Source organism: Isoptericola sp. NPDC019693, from assembly GCF_044389085.1.
In the GTDB taxonomy this organism is placed as follows: domain Bacteria; phylum Actinomycetota; class Actinomycetes; order Actinomycetales; family Cellulomonadaceae; genus Isoptericola.
Genome location: NZ_JBIRXP010000007.1, coordinates 1 through 22,175 on the forward strand (window position 1 = coordinate 1; position 22,175 = coordinate 22,175).

At 75.4% G+C, this 22,175-nt stretch carries 22 protein-coding genes; 6 read left to right on the plus strand and 16 right to left on the minus strand.

Features of this window, described 5'->3' with window-relative positions; genetic code table 11:
- Window positions 1-360 precede the first annotated feature (360 nt).
- Window positions 361-1,023 (minus strand): MOSC domain-containing protein, encoded by a 663-nt coding sequence (locus ACH436_RS18390; protein ID WP_430561647.1) that lies wholly within the window; start codon window positions 1,021-1,023, stop codon window positions 361-363.
- An 87-nt stretch (window positions 1,024-1,110) separates the two neighbouring features.
- Here ACH436_RS18390 and ACH436_RS18395 point away from each other — a divergent pair, with 87 nt between their 5' ends.
- Window positions 1,111-2,409 carry an NAD(P)/FAD-dependent oxidoreductase gene (locus ACH436_RS18395; protein ID WP_430561648.1) on the plus strand — a complete coding sequence of 433 codons (1,299 nt, stop codon included), beginning with the start codon at window positions 1,111-1,113 and terminating at the stop codon, window positions 2,407-2,409.
- Window positions 2,410-2,425: 16 nt separating this feature from the next.
- On the opposite strand, the gene ACH436_RS18400 is transcribed toward ACH436_RS18395, so the two are convergent.
- The 4 genes from ACH436_RS18400 to ACH436_RS18415 all read right to left on the minus strand — a co-directional run bounded on the left by ACH436_RS18400 (window position 2,426) and on the right by ACH436_RS18415 (window position 7,333).
- A complete protein-coding gene (locus ACH436_RS18400; protein ID WP_430561649.1) occupies window positions 2,426-3,841 on the minus strand; it encodes an amino acid permease in 1,416 nt (471 codons plus the stop codon).
- Window positions 3,842-3,927: 86 nt separating this feature from the next.
- Window positions 3,928-5,580, minus strand: a complete 1,653-nt coding sequence (locus ACH436_RS18405; protein WP_430561650.1) for an ABC transporter permease — start codon at window positions 5,578-5,580, stop codon at window positions 3,928-3,930.
- Window positions 5,577-6,584, minus strand: coding sequence for an ATP-binding cassette domain-containing protein (locus tag ACH436_RS18410; protein ID WP_430561651.1), 1,008 nt, complete (start codon window positions 6,582-6,584; stop codon window positions 5,577-5,579). Before ACH436_RS18410 ends, ACH436_RS18405 begins: the two co-directional genes overlap by 4 nt.
- On the minus strand, window positions 6,581-7,333 hold the full coding sequence (locus ACH436_RS18415; RefSeq protein WP_430561652.1) for a TetR family transcriptional regulator: 753 nt from the start codon (window positions 7,331-7,333) through the stop codon (window positions 6,581-6,583). The genes ACH436_RS18410 and ACH436_RS18415 overlap by 4 nt, the downstream gene beginning before the upstream one ends.
- 71 nt (window positions 7,334-7,404) lie before the next feature.
- On the opposite strand from ACH436_RS18415, the gene ACH436_RS18420 reads away from it, so the two are divergent.
- Window positions 7,405-8,670 carry an APC family permease gene (locus ACH436_RS18420; protein ID WP_430561653.1) on the plus strand — a complete coding sequence of 422 codons (1,266 nt, stop codon included), beginning with the start codon at window positions 7,405-7,407 and terminating at the stop codon, window positions 8,668-8,670.
- 37 nt (window positions 8,671-8,707) lie between these two features.
- Here the strand turns inward: ACH436_RS18420 and ACH436_RS18425 are convergent, their stop codons facing one another.
- The 6 genes from ACH436_RS18425 to ACH436_RS18450 are packed head-to-tail and all read right to left on the minus strand — an operon-like array spanning window position 8,708 to window position 14,003.
- Window positions 8,708-9,622: a prenyltransferase gene (locus ACH436_RS18425; protein ID WP_430561654.1), complete on the minus strand. Its 915-nt coding sequence runs from the start codon at window positions 9,620-9,622 to the stop codon at window positions 8,708-8,710.
- Window positions 9,619-9,948, minus strand: a complete 330-nt coding sequence (locus ACH436_RS18430) for a lycopene cyclase domain-containing protein (RefSeq protein ID WP_430561655.1) — start codon at window positions 9,946-9,948, stop codon at window positions 9,619-9,621. The genes ACH436_RS18425 and ACH436_RS18430 overlap by 4 nt, the downstream gene beginning before the upstream one ends.
- Window positions 9,945-10,349: a lycopene cyclase domain-containing protein gene (locus tag ACH436_RS18435; protein ID WP_430561656.1), complete on the minus strand. Its 405-nt coding sequence runs from the start codon at window positions 10,347-10,349 to the stop codon at window positions 9,945-9,947. Before ACH436_RS18435 ends, ACH436_RS18430 begins: the two co-directional genes overlap by 4 nt.
- Window positions 10,346-11,983: a phytoene desaturase family protein gene (crtI, locus tag ACH436_RS18440; protein WP_430561657.1), complete on the minus strand. Its 1,638-nt coding sequence runs from the start codon at window positions 11,981-11,983 to the stop codon at window positions 10,346-10,348. The genes ACH436_RS18435 and crtI overlap by 4 nt, the downstream gene beginning before the upstream one ends.
- Window positions 11,980-12,957: a squalene/phytoene synthase family protein gene (locus tag ACH436_RS18445; RefSeq protein WP_430561658.1), complete on the minus strand. Its 978-nt coding sequence runs from the start codon at window positions 12,955-12,957 to the stop codon at window positions 11,980-11,982. Before ACH436_RS18445 ends, crtI begins: the two co-directional genes overlap by 4 nt.
- Entirely contained in the window at window positions 12,954-14,003 is a 1,050-nt protein-coding gene (locus ACH436_RS18450; RefSeq protein ID WP_430561659.1) for a polyprenyl synthetase family protein, read from the minus strand. The genes ACH436_RS18445 and ACH436_RS18450 overlap by 4 nt, the downstream gene beginning before the upstream one ends.
- A 76-nt stretch (window positions 14,004-14,079) precedes the next feature.
- On the opposite strand from ACH436_RS18450, the gene ACH436_RS18455 reads away from it, so the two are divergent.
- Window positions 14,080-14,613, plus strand: a complete 534-nt coding sequence (locus ACH436_RS18455; protein WP_430561660.1) for a MarR family winged helix-turn-helix transcriptional regulator — start codon at window positions 14,080-14,082, stop codon at window positions 14,611-14,613.
- An 8-nt stretch (window positions 14,614-14,621) separates the two neighbouring features.
- On the opposite strand, the gene idi is transcribed toward ACH436_RS18455, so the two are convergent.
- Together idi and ACH436_RS18465 are read right to left on the minus strand one after the other, a co-directional pair.
- Window positions 14,622-15,191: an isopentenyl-diphosphate Delta-isomerase gene (gene idi / locus ACH436_RS18460; RefSeq protein ID WP_430561661.1), complete on the minus strand. Its 570-nt coding sequence runs from the start codon at window positions 15,189-15,191 to the stop codon at window positions 14,622-14,624.
- Window positions 15,188-15,997, minus strand: a complete 810-nt coding sequence (locus tag ACH436_RS18465) for a tryptophan-rich sensory protein (protein ID WP_430561662.1) — start codon at window positions 15,995-15,997, stop codon at window positions 15,188-15,190. The genes idi and ACH436_RS18465 overlap by 4 nt, the downstream gene beginning before the upstream one ends.
- 146 nt (window positions 15,998-16,143) lie before the next feature.
- Here ACH436_RS18465 and ACH436_RS18470 point away from each other — a divergent pair, with 146 nt between their 5' ends.
- A complete protein-coding gene (locus tag ACH436_RS18470) occupies window positions 16,144-17,631 on the plus strand; it encodes an SDR family oxidoreductase (RefSeq protein WP_430561663.1) in 1,488 nt (495 codons plus the stop codon).
- A 55-nt stretch (window positions 17,632-17,686) separates the two neighbouring features.
- Here ACH436_RS18470 and ACH436_RS18475 read toward each other — a convergent pair whose 3' ends face one another.
- Together ACH436_RS18475 and ACH436_RS18480 are read right to left on the minus strand one after the other, a co-directional pair.
- Complete coding sequence (locus ACH436_RS18475; protein ID WP_430561664.1) at window positions 17,687-18,040, minus strand: hypothetical protein; 354 nt, start codon at window positions 18,038-18,040, stop codon at window positions 17,687-17,689.
- A gap of 62 nt (window positions 18,041-18,102) precedes the next feature.
- The gene (locus ACH436_RS18480; RefSeq protein ID WP_430561665.1) at window positions 18,103-19,521 is read right to left on the minus strand and encodes an adenylosuccinate lyase family protein; all 1,419 of its coding nucleotides are present in this window, start codon (window positions 19,519-19,521) and stop codon (window positions 18,103-18,105) included.
- 117 nt (window positions 19,522-19,638) lie between these two features.
- Between ACH436_RS18480 and ACH436_RS18485 the strand changes: the two genes are divergently transcribed.
- Window positions 19,639-20,376, plus strand: coding sequence for a VOC family protein (locus ACH436_RS18485; protein WP_430561666.1), 738 nt, complete (start codon window positions 19,639-19,641; stop codon window positions 20,374-20,376).
- A gap of 13 nt (window positions 20,377-20,389) precedes the next feature.
- Here ACH436_RS18485 and ACH436_RS18490 read toward each other — a convergent pair whose 3' ends face one another.
- The gene (locus tag ACH436_RS18490) at window positions 20,390-21,037 is read right to left on the minus strand and encodes a uridine kinase (RefSeq protein ID WP_430561667.1); all 648 of its coding nucleotides are present in this window, start codon (window positions 21,035-21,037) and stop codon (window positions 20,390-20,392) included.
- Between the two features lie 193 nt (window positions 21,038-21,230).
- Between ACH436_RS18490 and phnD the strand changes: the two genes are divergently transcribed.
- Window positions 21,231-22,172, plus strand: coding sequence for a phosphate/phosphite/phosphonate ABC transporter substrate-binding protein (gene phnD / locus ACH436_RS18495; protein WP_430561668.1), 942 nt, complete (start codon window positions 21,231-21,233; stop codon window positions 22,170-22,172).
- The last annotated feature ends 3 nt before the right edge of the window (window positions 22,173-22,175 follow it).

The window sequence follows — 22,175 nt, forward strand, 5'->3', positions numbered from 1 at the left end:
GGGCGGCGCCCGGGGGGGGGGGGGCGGGGCCCCCCCCCGGGGGGGGGCCGGGGGGGGGGGGGGGCGCCCGCGACGTGTGTCGCTCCGGTGCGGCCTGGGCACAGGCCGCACCGGAGCCAGGCGTCCGAGAACCACGGGGGCCGGCCGCGGGCGGGGCGGCGTGAGCTCCGTCGTCTTCGAACATGTGTTCGAGCGTAGCGACCCTCGGCGCGGTCCACAAGAGGAGCGGGCGCACCCGTCGTCGAGGTGCCGCGGCGCCCGTCCACGACCCGGCCGCCGACACCACGCGCCCGGGCGTCGCGCGTCGAGACTCCACCCGCGGATACCCGCGGGCACCGCGGGTCAGCAGAGTCAGCAGAGTCAGCCGGCCAGGGCCTTCTCGGCCCGCTCCCGCATCTCGTCGCTGAGCCGCAGGTCGCCGTCGTCGTGGGCGACCATCAGCGCCTTCGCCACGTCCGCGAGCTCGGGCGCGCCGTCGAGCCGGTTGTACGCGCCGAACCAGTCGGCGGCGGTGACGCCGTGCGCCGGCCGGTGCACCACCTCGACGGCGTCACCCGCGCCCAGGTCGCCGTTCTCGACGACGCGCAGGTAGGCACCGGTCCGGTTCGCCTGCGTGAACCGGCGCACCCAGCGCGGGGGCGAGTCGAGGCGGCGCGCGAACGTCTGGCACGGCACCCGGGGCTGCGTCACCTCCAGGAGGGTCGTGCCGATCCGCCACTGCTCCCCGACGACGGCACGGCTCACCTCGAGGCCGCGCGTGCGCAGGTTCTCGCCGAACAGCCCGGGCGTGACCTCGTAACCCAGCTCGGCGCCCCACACCTCCGCGTCCTCCTGGGAGTACGCGTACACCGCCTGGTCGAGGCCGCCGTGGTTGGCGCGGTCCGCCTGCACGTCCGCGTACAACCCGTACGGGCGGGCCTTGACGCGCCCCTCGACGGGGCGCTTGTCGATGGCCGTGACGCCCACCGTCCCGGCGTCGGGCAGGAGGGCGAACACGCGGCAGACGGCGAGGAGCTCGGGCACGGCAGCATTCAACCAGGCCGAGATCGGTCCGTACCTCACACCGCCGGCGACGGGCCGCCGTGCCACCGGTCACCTACCGTGGTCCTCGTGAGCGAACGCACCGAGAACCTCCCCCATGTCGTGGTCGTCGGCGGAGGGTTCGGCGGCCTCGCGGTCGTGAAGGCGCTCGCGAAGGCGCCCGTCCGCGTCACGCTCGTCGAGCGCCGCGTGTACAACACGTTCCAGCCGCTGCTCTACCAGGTGGCCACCGGCGGGCTGAACCCCGGCGACGTCACCTACTGGCTGCGAGGGCTGCGCCTCAAGCAGAAGAACCTGCGGGTGCAGCACGAGCACCTGGTCGGCGTGGACCACGACGCCCGGACGATCCGCCTCGCCAACGACGAGACGATCTCGTTCGACTACCTCGTGCTGGCCAACGGCGTCACCGTGAACTTCTTCGACACGCCCGGCGCCAAGGAGAACGCGTTCGGGATGTACTCGCGGTCGCAGGCGCTGCGGATCCGCGACCAGCTGTTCATCAGGCTGGAGCGGTCGGCGTTCACCCCCGGGTCCGACGACGGCCTGCGCGTCGTCGTCGTGGGCGGCGGTGCCACCGGGGTCGAGGTGGCGGGGGCGCTCGCGGAGCTGCGCACCGCCGGGCTCGCGCCCGCCTACCCCGAGATCCACGGCGACGCCTTCGAGATCACCGTGGTGCAGCGCGGCGCCGAGCTGCTCAAGGCGTTCCACCCGAGCCTGCGCGAGTACGCCGCGAAGGAGCTGGAGCACCGCGGGGTGAGGCTGCACCTGGGCGCGGGCGTCGCGGAGGTGCAGCCCGACGCGGTCGTGCTCACCGACGGCACCCGCCTCCGGACCGACCTCACCGTGTGGTCCGCGGGCGTGGGGCCGCACCCCGAGGTGGACGACTGGGACCTGCCGCGCCGCAAGGGCGGGCGCATCGCCGTCGGCCCGGACCTGCAGGTCGAGGACCGGCCGGGAGTCTTCGCGATCGGCGACATCGCCGAGACGCCCGACTGGCTCCCGCAGCTCGCCCAGCCGGCCATCCAGGGCGGGCAGCTGGCGGCGCGCAACATCCTCGCCCTGCTCGAGGGCCGCGCCACCGAGCCGCTGCGCTACCGCGACAAGGGCACGATGGCGGTCATCGGACGCCGCGCCGCGATCGCCGAGATCACGCTGCCCGTGACCGCCAAGAAGCTGCGCCTCACGGCCGGCCTCGCCTGGCTGGTGTGGCTGTTCGTGCACATCATGTCGCTCGTCGGGCCGCGCAACCGCGTCACGACGCTCGCCGGGCTGGTCACCCGGTACGGCTTCCCCTTCCACCGCCGCCCGATCCCGATCGTCGGCGACGTGCCCACCATCCGGCCGGCCAAGCCGGACCGGCCGGCCTGAGGGCCCGGGGCACCGGTCAGTCGCGCACCCTCCGTGCGCGGCGGGTGAGGGCGTAGACGGCGAGGATCACGACGACCAGTCCGCCCGTGGCGGCGAGCTGGGCGCGCGCCGCGGGGTCGGACAGCATGAGCCCGGCCAGCGCGACCAGCGCCGCCAGGGTGATCCAGGTGAGGTACGGGTAGCCCCACATCCGCAGCCGCAGCGGCTCGCCGGAGCGCGCGGCCTCGGCCTCCAGGCGGGGACGCAGGCGCAGCTGCGAGATCGTGATGAGCAGCCAGACGACGAACAGCGCGGAGCCGACGGCGTTGAGCAGGATCGTGAGGATCTGCGCGGGCAGCAGCCAGTTGAGCAGCACGGCGACGACCCCGAAGAACACCGACACCAGGACGGCCACCCACGGCACGTCGCGACGCGACACCCGGGTCGTGGCGGCGGGCGCGTCGTGGCGCTGCCCCAGGGAGAAGAGCATGCGCGACGTGCCGTAGACGTTCGCGTTGAAGGCGCTGAGCAGCGCCAGCACCACGACGACCTCCATGAGCCGCGCCCCGCCGTCGAACCCGGCGAGCTGGAGCACGGAGACGAACGGCGACTCCAGGGCGGCGGCGTCGTCCCAGGGGATCAGCGCGACGATGATCGCGACCGAGCCGACGTAGAACAGCAGGATCCGCCACACGATGGTGCGGGTGGCGCGGGCGACGGCGGTGCGCGGGTCGCGCGCCTCGGCGGCGGCGATCGCGACGATCTCGATGCCACCGAACGCGAACACGACCGTGAGCAGGCCGGCCGCGACGCCCGCCCAGCCCGCGGGGGCGAAGCCGCCGTGCGCGGCCCAGTCGCCCAGCACGCTGCCGGACACCGGGATCACGCCCACCACGATGAGGGCGCCGACCACGAGGAAGGCGAGGATGGCGGCCACCTTGATCGCCGCGAACCAGAACTCCGACTCGCCGAACTGCCGCACGCCCACGAGGTTGATACCCCCGAGCACCAGCACGACGGCCGCCGCGACCACCCACTGCGGCACGTCCGGCCACCAGCCGCTCACGATGCCGGCGACACCCGTCACCTCGACGCCCAGCACCATGATCAGCGTGAACCAGTACAGCCAGCCCAGCAGGAACCCGGCCCAGCGGCCCAGCGCTGCCTCCGCGTAGACGGAGAACGAGCCGGACGCGGGGAGCGCGGACGCCATCTCGGCGAGCATGCGCATGACCAGGACGACGAGCGCGCCCGCGATGGCGTAGCTGACCAGGACGGCGGGGCCGGCCGTCGCGACGCCGACGCCCGCGCCCAGGAACAGGCCCGCCCCGATCGCGGAGCCGAGGCCCATCATCGTCAGGTGGCGGGTGCGAAGTCCGTGCGCGAGCTGACCGTCGTGGCCCGTGCCGGGTCGCTCGCTCGCCGTCGTGCCGGGATCCGTGGGGGTGCTCACGGCCGACCACGCTAACCCGCCCCGCGAGTTGTCAGGGCCGGCGCCCGGTATACGGCGCGCTGGTCCTGACAGCTCGCGGGTGGGCGCTACCTCGTCGCGACGTCGCGCCGGCGGAAGCCGACGAACGCCAGCACGACCAGCACCAGCGCGACGGCGCACAGCCCGGCGACGGGGCCCAGGTCGACGGCGCCGGTGAGCGGGTCGGGCACCCACCAGAACGGCGAGATCCTCCGCGCCCAGTCCGGCAGGTGGAAGAGGTCGGCGAACAGCGAGACGAGGATCGTGTACTCGAGCAGGAGCCACACGAGCGAGGTCGCCCGGGGCGCCCACGCGAACAGCGCCGCCGCGAGTCCGACGAAGACGGCGAGCGCCGGCAGGTAGAGCAGCCCGGCCTCCGTGACCTGGCCGAAGGTCACCTCGTCGGTGCCCGCCGCCACCGCGCCGGCGGCCAGCCCGAGCACCCCGGTCACCAGCACCACGAGGGTGCCCGCGGACGTCACGCCGAGGTGCGCCCCGAGCCAGCGGCCGCGGGAGACGGGCGTCGCGAGGGCGTACTCCACGCGCCCGGCATCCTCCTCCGACTTGGCCCGCAGGGCGGCGACGATGCCGTAGGCGGCCGCCCCGAGCGCCGCGTATAGCACGATGATGCCGACGAACGCCTGGGTCACCTCGCCGCTGCCCAGCAGGCTCGCGTACACGGGGTTGTCGGCGAGCGACTCGGTCATCGACCCGACCTGGTCGACGATCGTGCCGGTGGCGAACCACATCAGCGCCAGCCCGAGCGCCGTCCACAGCAGGGCCATCCGCTGCTGCACCCACACGAGGGCCGACGGCCCGCGCAGGCTCGGCAGGGCGTCGGCCCGGCCGGGGCGGTCGGGCACCAGCCCGGCGCCGAAGTCACGGCGCGAGGCCAGCGCCGACGCGAGGACCAGCAGTACCGCGATGGCCACGACGGCGAGGGCTGCGGGCCACCAGCGCAGGTCGACGTAGGCGCGCATCTGCTGCGCCCACGCGATCGGGGACAGCCACGAGACCCAGCTGCCGTGCTGCTCCTGCATGTCCCCGATCGTGCGCAGCGTGAACGCCGCGCCGAGCGCCGCCATCGACAGCCCGGTGGCGCCGCGGGAGTGCTCGGTCACCTGGGCCGCGACGAGCGCGATCGCGCCGAAGGTCATCGCGCTCAGGGCGACGCCCAGGGACATCGCCACGGAGTCGACCGGCTTGAGCCCGTTCCCGACGAGGACCGCCGTGGACAGGGCCGCGACCACGAGGTTCACCAGGAGCACGACGACCAGCGCGGACACCACCGGGGCGTGCCGGCCGACCGCGGCCGCGCGCACCAGCTCCGCCCGGCTCGACTCCTCCTCGGCGCGGGTGTGCCGCACCACCTGGAGGATGCTCATGACGGCGAGCGTGAGCACCATCCACAGCACCAGCTCGTTGGAGACGGCGGCACCCACGGTGTAGTGGTCGGTGCCGTAGCCGGGGCCGGTCATGGACACCATGGCAGGCGTCTGCACCAGGGCGGCGCGGGCCTGCATGCCCTCCGGGTCGTCCGCCATCGTCGTGTACTCGGCCAGGGAGGCGAGGTAGAGCAGGGGGACGGCCAGCGACCACACGAGGAGGCGCACCCGGTCGCGGCGCAGGATGAACCGCACCAGGCTCCACGTGCCGCTGAGGGTGGTGCCGCCGCGGGCGCGGGGGGCCGCCAGCGGCGGCGCCGCGGTGACGGCGCTCATCGTGCGCCCGCCTTGCTGCGCCCACCGCTCTTGCCGGGGTCGCCGACCGGCACGCCGTCGGCCGCGAGCTCGTCGCCGTAGTGCCGCATGAAAAGCTCCTCCAGCGACGGCGGCTGCGCGGCGAAGGAGTGCACGCCGAGCGCGCTGACGGCGGGCAGCACCCGGCCCATCTCGGCGTCGTCGACGTCGAACGTCACGCGGGTGCCGGTGCCGTCCGGCGTCGCCGTCAGGTCGTGGACGCCGGGCATCGCGGCGATCGCCGACGGGTCGCCGTCGACGACGGCGGTGACGGCCGAGCGCGTGAGGTGCCGCAGGTCGTCGAGGGTGCCCGACTCCACGGCGCGGCCGTTGCGGATGATCGTCACGGTGTCGCAGACCTTCTCGACCTCGGACAGGATGTGGCTCGACAGCAGCACGGAGGTGCCCGCCGCCTTGGCCTCGCGCACGTGCTCGGTGAACACGGCCTCCATGAGGGGGTCGAGGCCCGACGTCGGCTCGTCGAGCACGAGCAGGTCGACCTGGGAGACCAGGGCCGCGACGAGCGCGACCTTCTGGCGGTTGCCCTTGGAGTAGGTGCGTGCCTTCTTCGTGGGGTCGAGCTCGAACCGCTCCAGCAGCTCGGCCTTGCGCCTCTTGTCGGGCCTGCCGCGCAGGCGGGCGAGGTAGTCGATCGCCTCGCCGCCGGTGAGGTTCGGCCACAGGGACACGTCGCCGGGCACGTACGCCAGCCGGCGGTGCAGCGCGACGGCGTCGCGCCAGGGGTCGCCCCCGAGCAGCCGGGCGCTGCCCGAGTCGGCGCGCAGCAGGCCGAGCAGCACGCGGATGGCGGTGGACTTCCCGGCGCCGTTGGGGCCGAGGAAGCCGGCGACCTGGCCGGCCTCGACGGTCAGGTCCAGCCCGTCCAGCGCCTGGACGGAGCCGAAGGACTTGTGCAGGTCGTGGATCTCGACCGCGGGTGCGGACGCGGCCCGGGGCCCGGGGGTGGGTGCAGCCGTGGTGGTCATGGTTCCTCTTCGTCGTGGTGGGGGGTTCCGTCGGTGGGGGCGGGCGCCCCGGCCGGCGGGTCCGGCACGTACAGGAGGTAGTCGTCGAGCATGCGACGGGTGGTGAGGAAGCCCTCGGTGTAGAGCTCGAGCATCGGGAGGTAGAGGTCGTCCATGAAGGTGCGGACGGCGGCGTTGACGTCCTCCGGGTCCTCAGGCGGGTTCATGGTGAGCGACAGCAACATCGCGCCGAGCGACGAGTACACGAGGTAGCGCACGCGGGCCCGCTCGTCCCGGCTCGGCTTCACGATGCCGTCGGCGACCGCCTCCGCCGTGTACGTCTCCGCGTCCTCGATCATGTGCTCGAGGAACGCCCTGCCCACCGCGCCGCCCGACTGCAGGGACCGCAGCACGTAGCCCACGAGGGGGGCGAAGCCCTCGGCGTTCGCGAGCACCTCGAAGAGGCGGCCCGACGTCGCCTTGGTCATGTTCTGCCGCTTGGCCTCCACGATCCAGGCGAGCACGTGCGCGTCGCACGCCTCGCGGAGCCGGTCCTTGGAGCCGAAGTGGTGGATGACGAGCGCGGGGCTCACCGCCGAGTCCGCCGCGATGCTGCGGACGGACGCGTCGAAGCCGGACCGGGCGAACCGCAGCACGGCCGCGTCGAGGATCCGGCCGCGCGTGCTGCCGTCGGGAGCCGGCGCGACGGCCCCGCGAGCCTCGGTGGGGCCGGCAGGCGTCCCCTGGGGTGCGGCATCGACTGAACGCATGTTCAACACTAAACACGTGTTCAGTCGCTCGGCAAGACCTCCCCCGGAACGGGGTGCGGCAGGATCGGTCCGTGACCCAGCTCGCCCGCCGCCTCGGCACGTCCGACGCCGTCGTCATCGGCCTCTCGTCGATGATCGGCGCCGGCGTCTTCGCCGCCTTCTCCCCTGCCGCCGCGGCCGTGCTGCCCACCGGCACGGGGGCCGCGCTGCTGGTCGCCCTCGGCGTGGCGGCCGTCGTCGCGTACGGCAACGCGACGTCGTCCGCGCAGCTCGCGGCGCAGTACCCGGCCTCGGGCGGCACGTACGTGTACGGCCGCGAGCGCCTGGGCCCCTGGTGGGGGTTCCTGGCCGGGTGGGGGTTCGTCATCGGCAAGACGGCGAGCTGTGCGGCGATGGCGCTCACCTTCGCCGCCTACGCCGCCCCGCCCGGGTGGGAACGGCCCGTGGCGGCGCTCGCCGTCGTCGCGCTGACGGCCGTCAACTACCGCGGCGTGACCCGCACCGCGCGGCTCGCCCGGTGGATCGTCGTCGTGGTGCTGCTCTCGCTGGCGGTGACCGTCGCCGTGGCCCTCGCCGGCGGGCCGGCGGACGCCCTCGGCCCGACGGCGACCCTGGTCGCGACGACCCCGGCGGGCACCGGGGCGGGGCTCTACGGCGTGCTCCAGGCCGCCGGGCTGCTGTTCTTCGCGTTCGCCGGGTACGCGCGCGTCGCGACGCTCGGCGAGGAGGTGCGCGACCCGGCCCGCACCATCCCCCGCGCGATCGTCGGCGCGCTGGGCGGCGCCGTCGTGGTCTACGCGGTCGTGGCCGTCACGCTGCTCGCCGCGCTGGGCCTCGCCGGGACGGCCGCGGCCCCCGCGCCGCTGGCCGCCGCGGTCGCCGGCACCCCGTGGGCGGGCGTCGTCGTGCGGGTCGGGGCCGCGGCCGCGTCCCTCGGAGCGCTGCTCGCCCTGGTCGCGGGCGTGGGCCGGACGACGCTCGCCATGGCGCGCGAGGGAGACCTGCCGCGACCCCTCGCCGCCGTCCACCCGCGGTATCGGGTGCCGCACCGCGCCGAGGTGGCGGTCGCCGCCGTCGTCGTCGCCCTGGTGCTCACGGTGGACCTGCGGGGCGCGATCGGGTTCTCCTCGTTCGGCGTGCTCGCCTACTACGCGGTGGCGAACGCCGCCGCGTGGACGCAGGACGGCGAGCACCGCCGCTACCCGCGGGCGCTCCAGGCCGTGGGGCTGGTCGGCTGCGTGGCGCTGTGCGCCACGCTGCCGCCGGCCGCGGTGCTCACGGGCGCCGGGGTGCTCGCCGTCGGGCTGCTCGTGCGGTGGGTGCGCGTGTCGCGGTGATCCGGCGCGCCGCCGGCCCGCCGCCCTCGGCCGCCGCTCAGAGCCACCCCAGGCTCACGGCGATGAGCAGCTGGGTCACCAGGAAGCCGGTGACGAGGTTGAGCCACAGGAAGCGCCGCCAGCCGGCGTGCGCCTCCTCGCAGCGGTCGTCGGTCAGGTTCCGGAACCCCGCGATGCTCGCGACGTACGGGACGACGAGGACGGCCGCGAGCGCGGCGGGCCAGCCCGCCAGGAGCAGGACGGCGCCGGCCGCGACGTAGGCCGCCATCGCCCCGCGCACGGTGCGGGCCGCGCCCAGCCAGGTGGCCACGGAGCCGATCCCGGCCGCGCGGTCCGCCTCGACGTCCTGCACCGCGCCGAACGCCTGCGACGCCATGCCCCACAGGAAGAACGCCGCGAGCACCGCGACCACGGGGCCGGTGAGGGCGCCGCCCGCCAGCGCGAGGCCGAACGCCGCCGGGCTGACGAAGTGGGTGGCCGACGTGGCCGAGTCGAGCACCGGGCGCTCCTTGAACCGCAACCCCGGCGCGGAGTAGGCGACGACGGCGAACACGCTCACCGCGAGCACCGCGGTCGAGGCCGCGGACCCCACCACGACGAGGTACACGAGGAACGGGACGTTCGTGAGCACGGCGGCGCGCACGGTGAGGCGGTGCCACCGCCGCGACAGCACCACGCCCTCGATGCCGCCCTTGCGCGGGTTGCGCAGGTCGGACTCGTAGTCCCAGACGTCGTTGAGCCCGTACATCAGGAGGTTGTACGGGACAAGGAAGTAGAGCGTGCCGACCACCAGCTCCGCGACGCCCATGCGCCCGGCGCCGCCCGCCAGCAGGTAGGCCGCCGCGAACGGGTACGCCGTGTTGATCCAGCTCACCGGCCGCGACGACCCCACCACCTGCCGCAGCGCGGCCGCCGGCCCCGCCGTCTGCCCGCCGGCCACCGGCGCCGTCACGCGTCGGCCCCCTGCCGGGCGTCGTGCTCGTCGTCGCCGGCCAGCGCCCACAGCGCGGGCAGCAGGAGCGCCGCCACGACCGGCCAGGCGAGGTCCTCGACCGGCGCGAGCCACAGCCGCACGCCCAGGAGGGCCGCGTCGTCGTACCGGAACAGGTCGGCGGAGATCATGAGGCTGTCGAACACGACGGTCAGCCCCGCGAGCACGACGGCGGCGACCGCCGTCGCCGTCCACCAGCGGGTGCCGAGCCCCCGCACCCGCGTGGCGACCAGCGCGACGACGAGCGCCACGGCGACCGCGACCACGGCAAGCCCCGCGTACGTCATCGGCCCTCCCCGGGCAGGTCGGGCACGGCGTGGAGCGCCGCGCGGTCGGCCGACGGGCCGCGACCCACGGCACGGCGCGCCAGCAGCCGTCGCAGGAGCCCGTGCAGCACGAGGGTGAGGTAGCAGAGGAACAGGATGAAGAAGAGCTCCTCGAGCGGCAGGTGGGGGGCCAGCTCGACACCGGTCATGGCCGCACCGCCGCGGGAGTAGAAGCCCGCCGCGATCGCGGCGAGGTCCCACCCGAGGAACGCGAGGGCGCCGACGGCGAGGACGACGGCCCCGCGGGCCGGGCGCCCGGACCACAGGACGAGGCGCGCGCGCCGGTCCACGAGGGCCATGCACGCGAGCGCGCCGAGCAGCAGCGCGAGGTAGAGGAACGAGGTCCAGTGCAGGGCGATCACTTCCGGGGGGTGAGGGCCGGGCGGGTCTCGGGGAGCGGGTCGGCGGTCGTGTCGCCGCGCACCCGCTTCACCGCGAGCTCGGCGCTGATGAGGCACATGGGCAGGCCGACGCCGGGGATGGTCGACCCTCCGGCGTGGAGCAGCCCGGCGACCCTCCGCGACCGGTTGCCGGCGCGGAACATCGCGCTCTGGCGCAGCGTGTGCGCCGGACCGAGCATCCCACCCGACCACGACGACAGGTCGGCGGCGAAGTCGCCCGGGCCGACGGTGCGCCGCACCACGACCCGCTCGCGCAGGTCGGGCACGCCCGCCCACGCGGCGACGCGGTCGATCGCGTCGTCGGCGATGCGCTCGACGGCGGGGTCCCCCGCGCCGTCCTCGCCGCCCCGGCCCAGGCCGGGGTCGGCCGGCACGGGCACCAGCAGGAACAGGTTCTCGTGCCCCGGCGGCGCCACGGTCGGGTCGGTGCGGGACGGCGCGCACACGTACACGGACGCCGGGTCGGGCACGCGCCCCTCGGCGATGGCGCCGAAGTTCGCGTCCCAGTCGTCGGTGAAGAACAGCGAGTGGTGGGCGAGCTGCGGCACGCGGCCGCGCACGCCCAGCATCACCAGCACGCCCCCCGGGCCCGGGTCGCGCCGCGCCCACCACCCCGGCGACCGGTCCCGCAGGCCGGGCGGCAGCAGATCCTGCTCGACGTGGTGCAGGTCGGCCGCGGTGACGACGACGTCGGCGGGCGCGTGACGATCGTGCCCGGCCTCGTCCACCCAGCTCACCCCGGTGACCACGGCCCGAGGACGGCGGGGCCCGGGGATGGGGAGCCCGGTCCGTACCGCCCCCGGGCCGGTCCCGACGGCCGTGGTCGTGATCGCGGTCGCCCGGGCGCGGGTGCGCAGGGTGACGCCTGCGCCGACCGCGAGCCCGGCGACCGCGTCGACCACGCGTGCGAACCCCCCCTGCGGGTATCGCACGCCGCCGTCGAGATCGAGGGCGCTCATCAGGTGGTAGAGGCTCGGCGCCCGGTCGGGGGACGAGCCCAGGAACACCGCCGGGTAGCCGAGCACCTGGCGCAGCCGCACGTCCTGGAAGTCCGCGGCGACGCGCGAGCCGAGCGACCGGCCCAGCAGCGGCCCCAACCGGTGCAGCCGCGACACGACGTCCCGGTGCGCGAACGGCCGCCACGACGCGAACGTCGTGTACAGGAAGCGCCGCAGGGCCAGCGCGTAGGTGTCGTGCGCCGAGTCGAGGTACCGGTCCAGCCGCGCGCCCGCGCCCGGCTCGACCGCCTCGAAGGCCGCGACGTTCGCCGCCCGGTCGGGCGAGACGTCCAGCGGCTCCGGGCGCTCCGCGCCACCGTGCCCCTCGAAGAAGACCCGGTAGGCGGGGTCGAGGCCGACGAGGTCGAGCTCGCGGTCCGCGCTGGACCCCATGAGGCGGAACCAGTGGTCGAAGACCTCGGGCATGAGGTACCAGGACGGGCCGGTGTCGAAGCGGAAGCCGGACCGCTCCCACGAGCCCGCGCGCCCGCCGGGGGCGTCGTGCCGCTCGAGCAGCTCGACGTCGTGCCCCTCGCGCGCGAGCAGCCCGGCCGTCGCGAGCCCCGCGATCCCCGCGCCCACGACGACGACCCTCATCGGACCGCGTCCCAGGCGAGGGCCCTGGCCACCAGCCGCGCCTTGACCGGGCCGGGGACCCGGACGCGCTCGCGCCGGATCGTGGCGGCGGGAGTCGCCGCCAGCCGGCGGGAGAGCTCCGCGAACAGGTCGTGCGCCACGCGCACGGCCCGCCGCGAGCTGCGCGGCAGCTCGTCGATCGCGACGCGCGCGACGGCCAGGTCGGCGTCGATGTCGGCGAGCAGCCGGTCCCGGTCGGCGTCGCCGAACGCGTCGACGTCGACCCCCGGGAAGTAGGACCGGCCCCGCAGGTCCGCGTCCTCGGCGAGGTCGCGCAGGAAGTTGACCTTCTGGAACGCCGCGCCGAGGCGGGCCGCGCCCGGCGCCAGTCGGTCGTACGCGGCGTCGTCGCCCGCGACGAACACCCGCAGGCACATCAGCCCGACCACCTCCGCCGAGCCGTGCACGTACGCCGCGAAGCTGGCCTCGTCGTGCGCGGACACCGTGAGGTCGGCCCGCATGGACGCGAAGAACGGCGCCACGAGGTCGTCGCCGATCCCGAACCGCCGCGCGGTGCCGGCGAACGCGTGCACCACGAGGTTGCTGCTGCGTCCCCGCTCCCGCGCCCGCCCGACCTCGTGCTCGAGCTCGGTCAGCAGGGCCCCGCGCTCGGTGGCGGACAGCCCGGGTCGCGGGTCGTCGACGATCTCGTCGGCCACCCGGACCAGCGCGTAGACGCCGCGCACGTGGTCGCGCACGTCGTCGCCGAGCAGCCGGCAGGCCCAGCCGAACGAGGTCGAGTAGGCGCGCACCACCACCGCGGCGCTGCGCACGGCGACCGCGTCGTAGGTCGGGTCGACCAGCCCCGTGGCCGGGGCGGCGGGGGCGGCGGACCTGGTCAGTGCGGTCCCGGCGGGCGCGGACCCGGCGGGCGCGGACCCGGCAGGTGCGGTCCCGGCGGGCGCGGACCCGGTGGGGGCCGTCGCGGCGCTCATGCGGCTCTCGTCACGTGCGAGGCGGTGCCGGCGAGGCGCTCCACCAGGACGCCCAGGCCGAGGTCGCGCCCGAGGGCGAGCGCCTCGGCCTCGAGGTCCGCCGCGAGGGTCTCGACGGCGGCGCGGGCCCCGCACGCCGCGAGCAGCTCGCGGGCGCGCCGCAGCTCCGGCTCGCGGGCGTCGCGGTCGCCGAGGACGGCGTCGAGCTCGCCCCACGCCCACGTGCCGCGGGCGAGCGCGACGAGCGCGGTGCACTTGCCCTCGCGCAGGTCCGAGGCGTTGCTCTTGCCCGTCACCTCGGGGTCGCCGAAGACGCCGTCGAGGTCGTCGCGGAGCTGGAAGGCGAGGCCCAGGGCGCGGCCCAGGCGCAGGACGCCGGGCTCCAGGTCGTCACGGCCGGCGAGCACCACGGCGGCCCGCAGCGGGAGCTGGAACGAGTACGCCGCCGTCTTGCGCTCGGCCGTGCGCAGCACCTCGTCGAGGTCGGCGCACGGCCCGAGGCTGAGCCGGACGTCGGCGAGCTCGCCGTCGGCGGTGAGGTGCAGGGTCTCGTCGACGGCGTCGAGCAGCCGCTCGGCGGTCGCCGGGGCCGCCCCGCACAGCGCGACGGCCCGCACGGCGGCGACGAGAGCGAGGTCGCCGGCCAGGATGCCGGCCGCGGCGCCGTAGCCCCGCGCCCGGTCCGCGCCGGCGCCGCGTTCGCGGGCTCGCGCGGCGTGCAGGCCGACGACGTTGGGGCGCCCGCGCCGGGTCTCGTCGCCGTCGATCACGTCGTCGTGCGCGAGGAACGCCTGGTGGAGCAGCTCGAGGGCGGCCGCGACGCGCACGGCGACGTCCCGCGGCTCGGGCGGCGCCGCGCCGGCCAGCGCGTCGTAGGCGTCGATCAGGATCCGCGGCCGCAGCAGCTTGCCGCCGCCGCTCGTCGCGCGCACGGACTCCCACAGCCGGGTGTCGTCCGGACGGTCGCCGGCGGCGAGCAGCCGACCGACGGCATCCTCGACGACCCGGCCCACCGGGTCACCGGTGTCGTGCGACGGGTGCTGCACGGCCCCACCTCCTTGCTCGGCGTTTAGTTAGCCTAGCAAGATACTAGCCGGACGTCTTGTCGCTAGGATGGGGCGCGTGACCCAGGAACCCACGGAGGGCTCCTCCTACTGGTTCGGGGAGTCGGACACGGAGGCGCGCAGCATCCTCGAGGCGCTGCGGACGTTCCGCCGCGCGGACGAGGCCATGCGCCGGCGCGCCGGCCGCGACATGAAGATGAACCTCACCGACCTGCGCGCCCTCCAGCTCGTCATCGCCCGCGAGCAGCACGGAGACGCGGTGACGCCGCGCGAGCTCGCGGAGTACCTGTCGATCTCGACCGCCTCCACCACGAAGCTGCTCGACCGCCTCGTGGACTCGGGCCACCTGGAGCGCCGCCCGCACCCGTCGGACCGCCGCTCGGTGGTCGTCGTCGCCTCCGACGCCGCCCACGCCGAGGTGCGCGAGCGCCTCGCCCCCGTCCACGCCCGCATGCTCGAGATCGCACGGGCGGTCCCGGCGCGCTCCCGCCCGGCGTTGCGCACCTTCCTCCTCGCCATGGCGGCCGAGGCCGAGCGGGAGCCCGACGACGTCGCGGGCACCGTGGTGGGCGACACGCCCGCGTCCGCCTGACCCCCCGGCTATCGCCCGGGCGGCGCGGCCCAGCCCGCCGCGGTCAGCTCGGGCACCTGCGCCACCATCCACGGGCTCACCGCCCAGGGCGCGACGCCGACCAGCGCCTCGACCTCGTCCGGGCGCACCCACCGCCAGTCCGCCACCTCGTCGGGGTTCGGCTCGGGGTCGCGGTCGACCGTCGCGACCAGCACGGGGCAGATCTCGTTCTCGACGACGCCGCCCGCGTCCACGGCGCGGTAGCGGAACGTCGGCAGCACAGGCACGCCGTCGGTCACGACGTCCAGGCCGAGCTCGTGCCGGCCGTGCCGCAGGACGGCCTGCCCCAGCGACTCGCCCCGCCGGGGGTGCCCGCAGAACGAGTTCGTCCAGACGCCCGGCCACGTCCGCTTCGACAACGCGCGGCGCGTGACCAGGAGCCGCCCGTCCGGGCGGAACAGGTAGCAGGAGAAGCCCAGGTGCAGCGGGGTGTCCCGGGTGTGCACGGTCGCGCGCGGAGCGACCCCGCGCGGCGACCCGTCGTCGTCGAGCAGGATCACGTGGTCGGCGACCTCGGCCGCCGTGTCGGGCCCGGTCATGCCGCCGACCCCGCGGCGTCCCGCCCGCGGAGGGCCCGCAGCCGCAGCACCACCGCCGCGCCGAGCACGACGACGGCCGCGGCCACGGCGCTGGCGGCGGCCGGCGCCGAGGCGGGGTCGCCCTGTGCACGGGCGACGGCCACCCAGGCCAGCCCCCACGCGATCGCCGCCGCGACGGCGAGCCGGCCCCGGCCGCGCACGGCGAGGGCGACACCGATCCCGGCGACCACCGCGAGGACCCCCACGGCCCACCAGTCCGCCACCGCGCCGCCGTCGAACCCGGAGGCCGCGAGCGCCGCCGCCACGTTCGCGACGGTGGCCACGCAGACCCAGCCGAGGTAGAGGCCGAGGGTGCCGTCCACGAGCACGCGTTCCGCGAGCCCGCTCGGCGGCGTCCGGACCAGGAGCAGGAACGTGCGGGCCAGCAGGGCGAGGAGCACCGCGATGACCAGCACGCTCCCCCACAGCACCCCCGCCTGGACGACGAGGATCCAGGCCGCGTTGAGCAGCATGGTCGCCGCGACCGGGAGGCGCAGCCGACGCTGCCGCTCGTCGGCGGCGTGGGCGGGCAGCCACTGGAACACCGTGTACCCCGCCAGCCCCAGGTAGATGACGGTCCAGATCGAGAAGGCCGGGGACGCCGGGGCGACGAGCGTCGCGTCGGCGGCGAGGGCACCGCCCGCGGCTTCCTCGACCCGGGTACCGCCGAAGACGCCGACGCCGATCATCGACCCCACCACGCACACCACCAGGCTCACCGTCACCACGACCTGCTGCAGCCGCGGGGCGGCCGTCGCGTCACCCATCCGGTCCTCCTCCCGCGTCCGGCACGTCCACGGACGATCGACCGCGGCACCCTTCCACCCTGCCATCGCCCGGCAGATATTGCTAGCCTGGCTAGTGATCTTACCGCGAGGGGACGACGCGCGACCGACGACGCGAGGGGCTGCTCATGACGACCGAAGGTCCGCTCGTGCTGGTCACCGGGGCCACCGGCTACATCGGCGGACGGCTCGTGCCCGAGCTGCTCGCCGCGGGCTACCGGGTGCGCGTGCTCGCCCGCCACCCCGAGCGCCTCGCCGCACGCTCCTGGGCCGACGACGTCGACGTGGTGGCCGGCGACGCCGGGGAGCGCGACGACCTCCGGCGCGCCCTCGACGGCGTCACGGTGGCGTACTACCTCATCCACGCCCTCGGCGCCGGGGCGGGCTTCGCCGACACCGACCGCCGCACGGCCCGAGGCTTCGCGGACGCGGCCGCCGAGGCCGGCCTGCACCGCGTCGTCTACCTGGGCGGCCTCTACCCCGACACGCCCGACCTGTCGCCGCACCTGCGCTCCCGCCGCGAGGTGGAGGAGATCCTGCTCGACGGCGACGTCCCGACCGTCGTGCTGCGCGCCGCGGTGATCCTCGGCTCCGGGAGCGCGTCGTTCGAGATGATGCGCTACCTCACCGAGCGGCTGCCCGTGATGGTGGCCCCGCGCTGGATCGACAACCGCATCCAGCCGATCGCCGTGCGCGACGTGCTGCGCTACCTCGTCGGGGCGGCGGCGATCCCCGCCGACGTCAGCCGCGGCTTCGACATCGGCGGGCCGGACGTGCTGACCTACCGCCGGATGATGCAGCGCTACGCCGCCGTCGCCGGGCTGCGGCCCCGGGTGATCGGTGCCGTCCCCGTGCTGACCCCGCGGCTCGCGAGCCTGTGGGTCGGCCTCGTCACCCCGGTGCCGCCGGCGATCGCGCGCCCGCTCGTCGGCTCGCTGGTGCACGAGGTGGTCGCGCGCGACCACGACATCGCGGCCCACGTGCCCGACCCGCCCGAGGGGCTCGTCGGGTTCGACGACGCGGTGGCCCTGGCCCTGGCCCGGATCCGCGACCTCGACGTCCGGACCAGCTGGACCTCGGCGTCGACGCGCGGCGCGCCGTCCGACCCGCTGCCCGACGACCCGGACTGGGCCGGCGGCAGCCTGCTCGTCGACGACCGGTCGCGCGAGGTGGACACGACGCCGGAGTCGCTGTGGTCCGTGATCGAGGGCATCGGCGGCGCCCACGGCTGGTACTCGTGGCGCCTCGGCTGGGTGGCCCGCGGCCTGCTCGACCGCCTCTTCGGCGGGCCCGGGCTGCGCCGCGGGCGCCGGCACCCGCAGCGCCTGGAGCCCGGCGACGCGCTCGACTGGTGGCGGGTGGAGAAGGTCGTCCCCGGCCGGCTCCTGCGGCTGCGGGCCGAGATGCGCCTGCCGGGCCTGGCCTGGCTGGAGCTGTCCGTCGAGGACGGGCCGGGCGCGCGGCCCGTGTTCCGGCAGCGCGCGATCTTCTCCCCGCGCGGGCTGCCCGGGCAGCTGTACTGGTGGGCGATCAGCCCGTTCCACGGGATCGTGTTCGGTGGGATGCAGCGCAACATCGCCCGCGCCGCGCACGAGTACGCCCTGGCAGAGGGCTGACCCGGGCCTCGGCCCGGCCCGCTCAGTGCCGTTTCGGTGACGTTTCGGTGCCGCCTCAGTGCCGGGCGCGGCGCGCGCCGAGCGGCCCGCCGAAGACGAGCGAGATCCCGAGGACGTACCCGACGTCGTACCAGTTGCCGTTGTTGTGCACCTCGTACACCGACACGGAGTCCGTGAACAGTGAGACGACGAACGTGACCGGCAGGATCATCCCCTGCCACAGGCCCCACCAGAACCCGTAGGGTCCGGCGCCGCCGATCGTCGACGTGTCGACGCCCGGGTTGGGCCCCGCCGCGCACGCCGCCAGCAGCGCGAGGGCGACGACGGCGAGCGCCGCCGTCGTCGTGCGGCGAGCGACACGACGCCGATGCGCGAGCGCCTGCCCAGGTTCCGTCTGCCCAGGTTCCATCCGTCCACGATGGCACCGGCGGGCCGCGGGCGCCGCGCGGGCGCCACCCCCGGGCCCGGGTTTCACCCCTCCCCGGGCCGCTGGCTCCCGACGGAGACGGGGATCCGCGCGGGCAGCGCCTCGAGCCGGTCGGCGGTCTCGTCCGCGCAGGCGGCGAGCTCGCGCGCGATCTCGGCGCTCAGGCCCAGGTAGCCCGCCGGGTCGAGGAGGGCGCGCAGCTCGTCGTCGTCGAAGGCCTCGCTGACCACGGGGTCGCCGTGCAGCAGCTCGAGGAACGGGCGCCCGTCTGCCGCGGTCGCCTGCGCGACGGCGAACACGACGTCGTGCGCCTTCTGCCGCCCGATCTTCTCCCCGAGGGCGAGCATGAGGGACTCCGAGCCGATCATCCCCTCGGACAGGCGGATGTTCGCCCGCATCCGGCCCGGGTCGAGCTCCAGGCCGTCCATCACCACCTCGAGCCGCGCGAGCATGTCGCCGGCCAGCACCGCGGCCGACGCCGAGACGTCCTCCAGCAGGGCCGTCATGGCGCCGTTCGCCTCCTGGTCGTGCAGCATCGACTCCAGCGCCGGACCGGCGAGCGCCCGCAGCTCCGCCGACATCGTCTGCATGTCCAGGGCGAGCTGGGGGTTGCGCTTGTGCGGCATCGTCGAGCTGCCGACCGTGCCCTCCGGCACCGGCTCGAACGCCTCCGCGAACTCCGGCTGCATCAGCGTGTAGACGTCCCGGCCGATCTTCCCGATCGTGCCCGCGAGCTGCGCCAGCACCAGCACGAGCTCCACGATGCCGTCGTTGACCGACCGGGACGGCACCCGCATCGGGTGCAGCCCGAGCCGCCGCGCCACGCCCGACTCGATCGCCCGCCCCGAGCCCCCGAACGACGCGAACGTGCCCGCCGCGCCGCCCATGAGCACGCAGAACAGCCGCTCGTCGAGCCGCTCCAGCCGGTCCGCGTGCGCGGCGAGCTGGTCGATCCACACCGCGACCTTGAAGCCGAACGTCACCGGCACCGCGTGCTGGGAGTGCGTGCGGCCCGCCATCGGCAGCGCCGCCGACGACTCCGCGAGCTTGCCCGCCGAGCGCAGCACGCGGCCGAGCTGGCGCAGCACGGCACGGTGCGCGTCGCGCAGCACCAGCACGTCGGCCGTCTGCGTGATGTTCTGCGTCGTCGCGCCCCAGTGCACCCAGCCGCCGTGCTTGGAGCCGACGGCGCGCGCGAACTCCTCGATGAGCGGCACCAGGGGGTGGCTCGCCTCGGCCGTCGCCGCGAGGACCCGCCTGACGTCGAGCTTTTCGATCCGCGCGGTGAGCGCGATGGCGCGGGCCGACTCCGCCGGGATGAGCCCCGCGTCGGCCTCGGCCAGGGCGAGGGCCGCCTCGACGTCGAGCCGCGCCTGCCACCGGTTCTCCCGCGTGAACAGGCGCGCGATGCCCGGGTCGGGCACCCGGCCCTCGGTGAAGCGTCCGAACGGTGCGACGATCATGCGGCCCCCAGGCGTCCGACAGCGGTGAGCAGCATGATCGTCCCGCCCGGGCGACGTGTACAGCCCCCGCCGGCCGGCGCGCTGCGGGTGTCGGGGGTCCGCGGCACGCTGGACGGCATGAGCGACGAGACGACGACGCGGGTCGCAGCCCTGGACGCGGTGGTGTTCGACGCCCCGGACCCCCGGGTGGCGGCCGACTTCTGGCAGGGGCTGACCGGCGCGGAGGTCGACCAGCAGGGCTACGGAGAGAACTGGATCACGCTGCGCACCCCCGACGGCTGGTCGCTCGCCTTCCAGCCGGCGCCCGACCTGGTGCCCCCGCGGTGGCCCGGGCAGGAGCATCCGCAGCAGGCGCACCTCGACCTGCGCGTGCCGGACGTCGCGGCCGCCGTGCAGCGCGCCGTCGGACTCGGCGCCACGGTGCTCCGCGAGAACCCGGAGTGGACCACCCTGGCCGACCCCGCCGGGCACCCGTTCGACCTGTGCCACGCCGCGGACGACGACGGCCTGACGATCATGGGCCTCACGTTCGACGTGCCGGACGCCTCGGCCGCCGCCGCGTTCTGGTCCGGCGTCCTCGGCGAGCCGGTGGTCTACGACGACGAGGGGATGGCGATGCTCGGCGGTGAGCGCGCGCTGCTGTTCCAGCAGGTGGAGGGCTACACCGCCCCGCGCTGGCCCGACCCGGCCTACCCGCAGCAGCTGCACCTCGACCTGCAGGTGGGCCCGCAGACCCTCGACGAGGCCGAGCAGGCGGCGCTCGCCGTCGGCGCGCAGCGCCTGCCCGGCGGCGAGGACACCTTCCGCGTCTTCGCCGACCCTGCCGGCCACCCGTTCTGCCTCTGCAGGGGCTGACCCGTCCGGCCCCTCAGTCGGGCAGCAGCAGCGCGGGCCGGGCGGGGTGGTCCACCCGGACGACGACGTCCGCGCGCCTCTCGGGCTGGGCCTCGCGGCCGTAGCGCCCGTAGGCCGCGAGGGTCCACGCGTCCTCGAGCGGGGTGTTCCGCGTCTCCGTCGCGGTCCGCAGCGCGAGGTGGACGGACAGGTCGACGTCGAGCCCGCGGCCCAGCGCGAGCGACCCGTCGAGCACGACGACGGTGCCCGGCGGCGCGTCCTCGTACGCGGCCCGCGTGGAGCGCCCGGTGTCCGGGTCGCGCAGGCTCGGCAGCCAGCGGCCCCGCGTGACGACCGAGAGCAGCACCTCGCGGTTGAGGCCGTCGACGTCGATCCACTCGTCCAGCAGCGCGTCGGCGTCCCGGCGGCCGCGCTCGAGACGCAGCGACCGGGCGCGCAGGAAGTCCCGGACGCGCACCCGCGCGACCGGTCGGCCCGCCGCGCGCAGCGGCTCGACCAGCGCGTCGGCAAGGTCCTCCGGGCGGGTGGACGGGTGCCCGTCGACGAGCACCCGCACCGGCCGCACGGCGTCGTCCCGCCGTCCGGCACCCTCGCCATGGTCCAGCACCCGCCCCACGACGTGCGCGACCGCACCCTCGAACGTCGCCGGCTCCACGCGCACCCGGACATGCTCGCACCCGACGCGCTGTGAGCGGGCGTGCGGCGGCGGCCACGCACTGTTCACCGAGTCTTCCTTTCCAGGTCCGGCGGTCTCGTAATTCACGGCCATGTTCGCCGGATGGAGTTCCGGTATCGCCAGTCGCGATATCCGCCGGGCCCTCCTGGGCCCCCGCGTGCTCCCGAAAGGAACGCCCATGCGCGCCCGCGCTCTGCCTGCCCTGGCCCTGCCCGCCCTCGGGCTGCTCGGTGCCGCCGTCGTCCTCGCCGGCTGCTCCCCCTCCGGCGCCGACGCCTCCGCGGCGGAGGCCGACCCGAACGCCCCCATCACGTTCGCGACCACCCCGCTCGGCGACGACCCCGCCGCCGAGAACCCCATCGAGGCGTTCGCCGCCCTCGTCGAGTCCGAGACGGGCCGCGAGGTCGAGATCGTCGACGTGCCCGACTACACGGCCGTCGTCGAGGCCCTGCGCAACCACCACACCGACATCGGCTTCATGAGCGGGTTCCCGTCCGCGCTGGCCGTCAACACCGGCGAGGTCGACTCGCTGGTGGCGTGGCCCGGCGACGACTCCCCCGTGTCGACCTGCCTCGTGCTCGACGACTCCCCGCTGCGGTCGTTCGACGACATCACCCCCGACACCGTGGTCGCGTTCGCCGACCCGGCGTCGTCGTCCGGGTACTTCATGCCCGTCGCCGCGCTGCACGACGCCGGCCTCGAGAAGGACACCGACTACGAGGCCCTGTTCTCCGGCGGCCACGACATGAGCTTCACCGCCCTCAAGGAGGGCCAGGCGGACGTCGCGTGCACGTCGACGATGTTCCCCACGATGGCCGGCCAGGGGAACGCGATGTTCCCGTTCGAGGAGGGCGAGACGCGCTCCATCGGCGAGAGCGCCTCCATGCCCGTCGCCGTGACCGTGCTCGCCGACCAGCAGCTCGCGGACGACAAGCGCGAGATCCTGCTCGACGCGCTGCCCGAGATCTTCACCGAGGAGAACGCCGACGAGCTCGGCGCCATGATGGAGGCGATGCAGGGCACCGAGCCGATCCTCGAGCCCGACGCCGAGATCTTCCAGCCGTTCGTCGACGTCGCCGCCATCGCCGACGTGGACATCCCCGACCTCAGCGGGTCGTGAGCG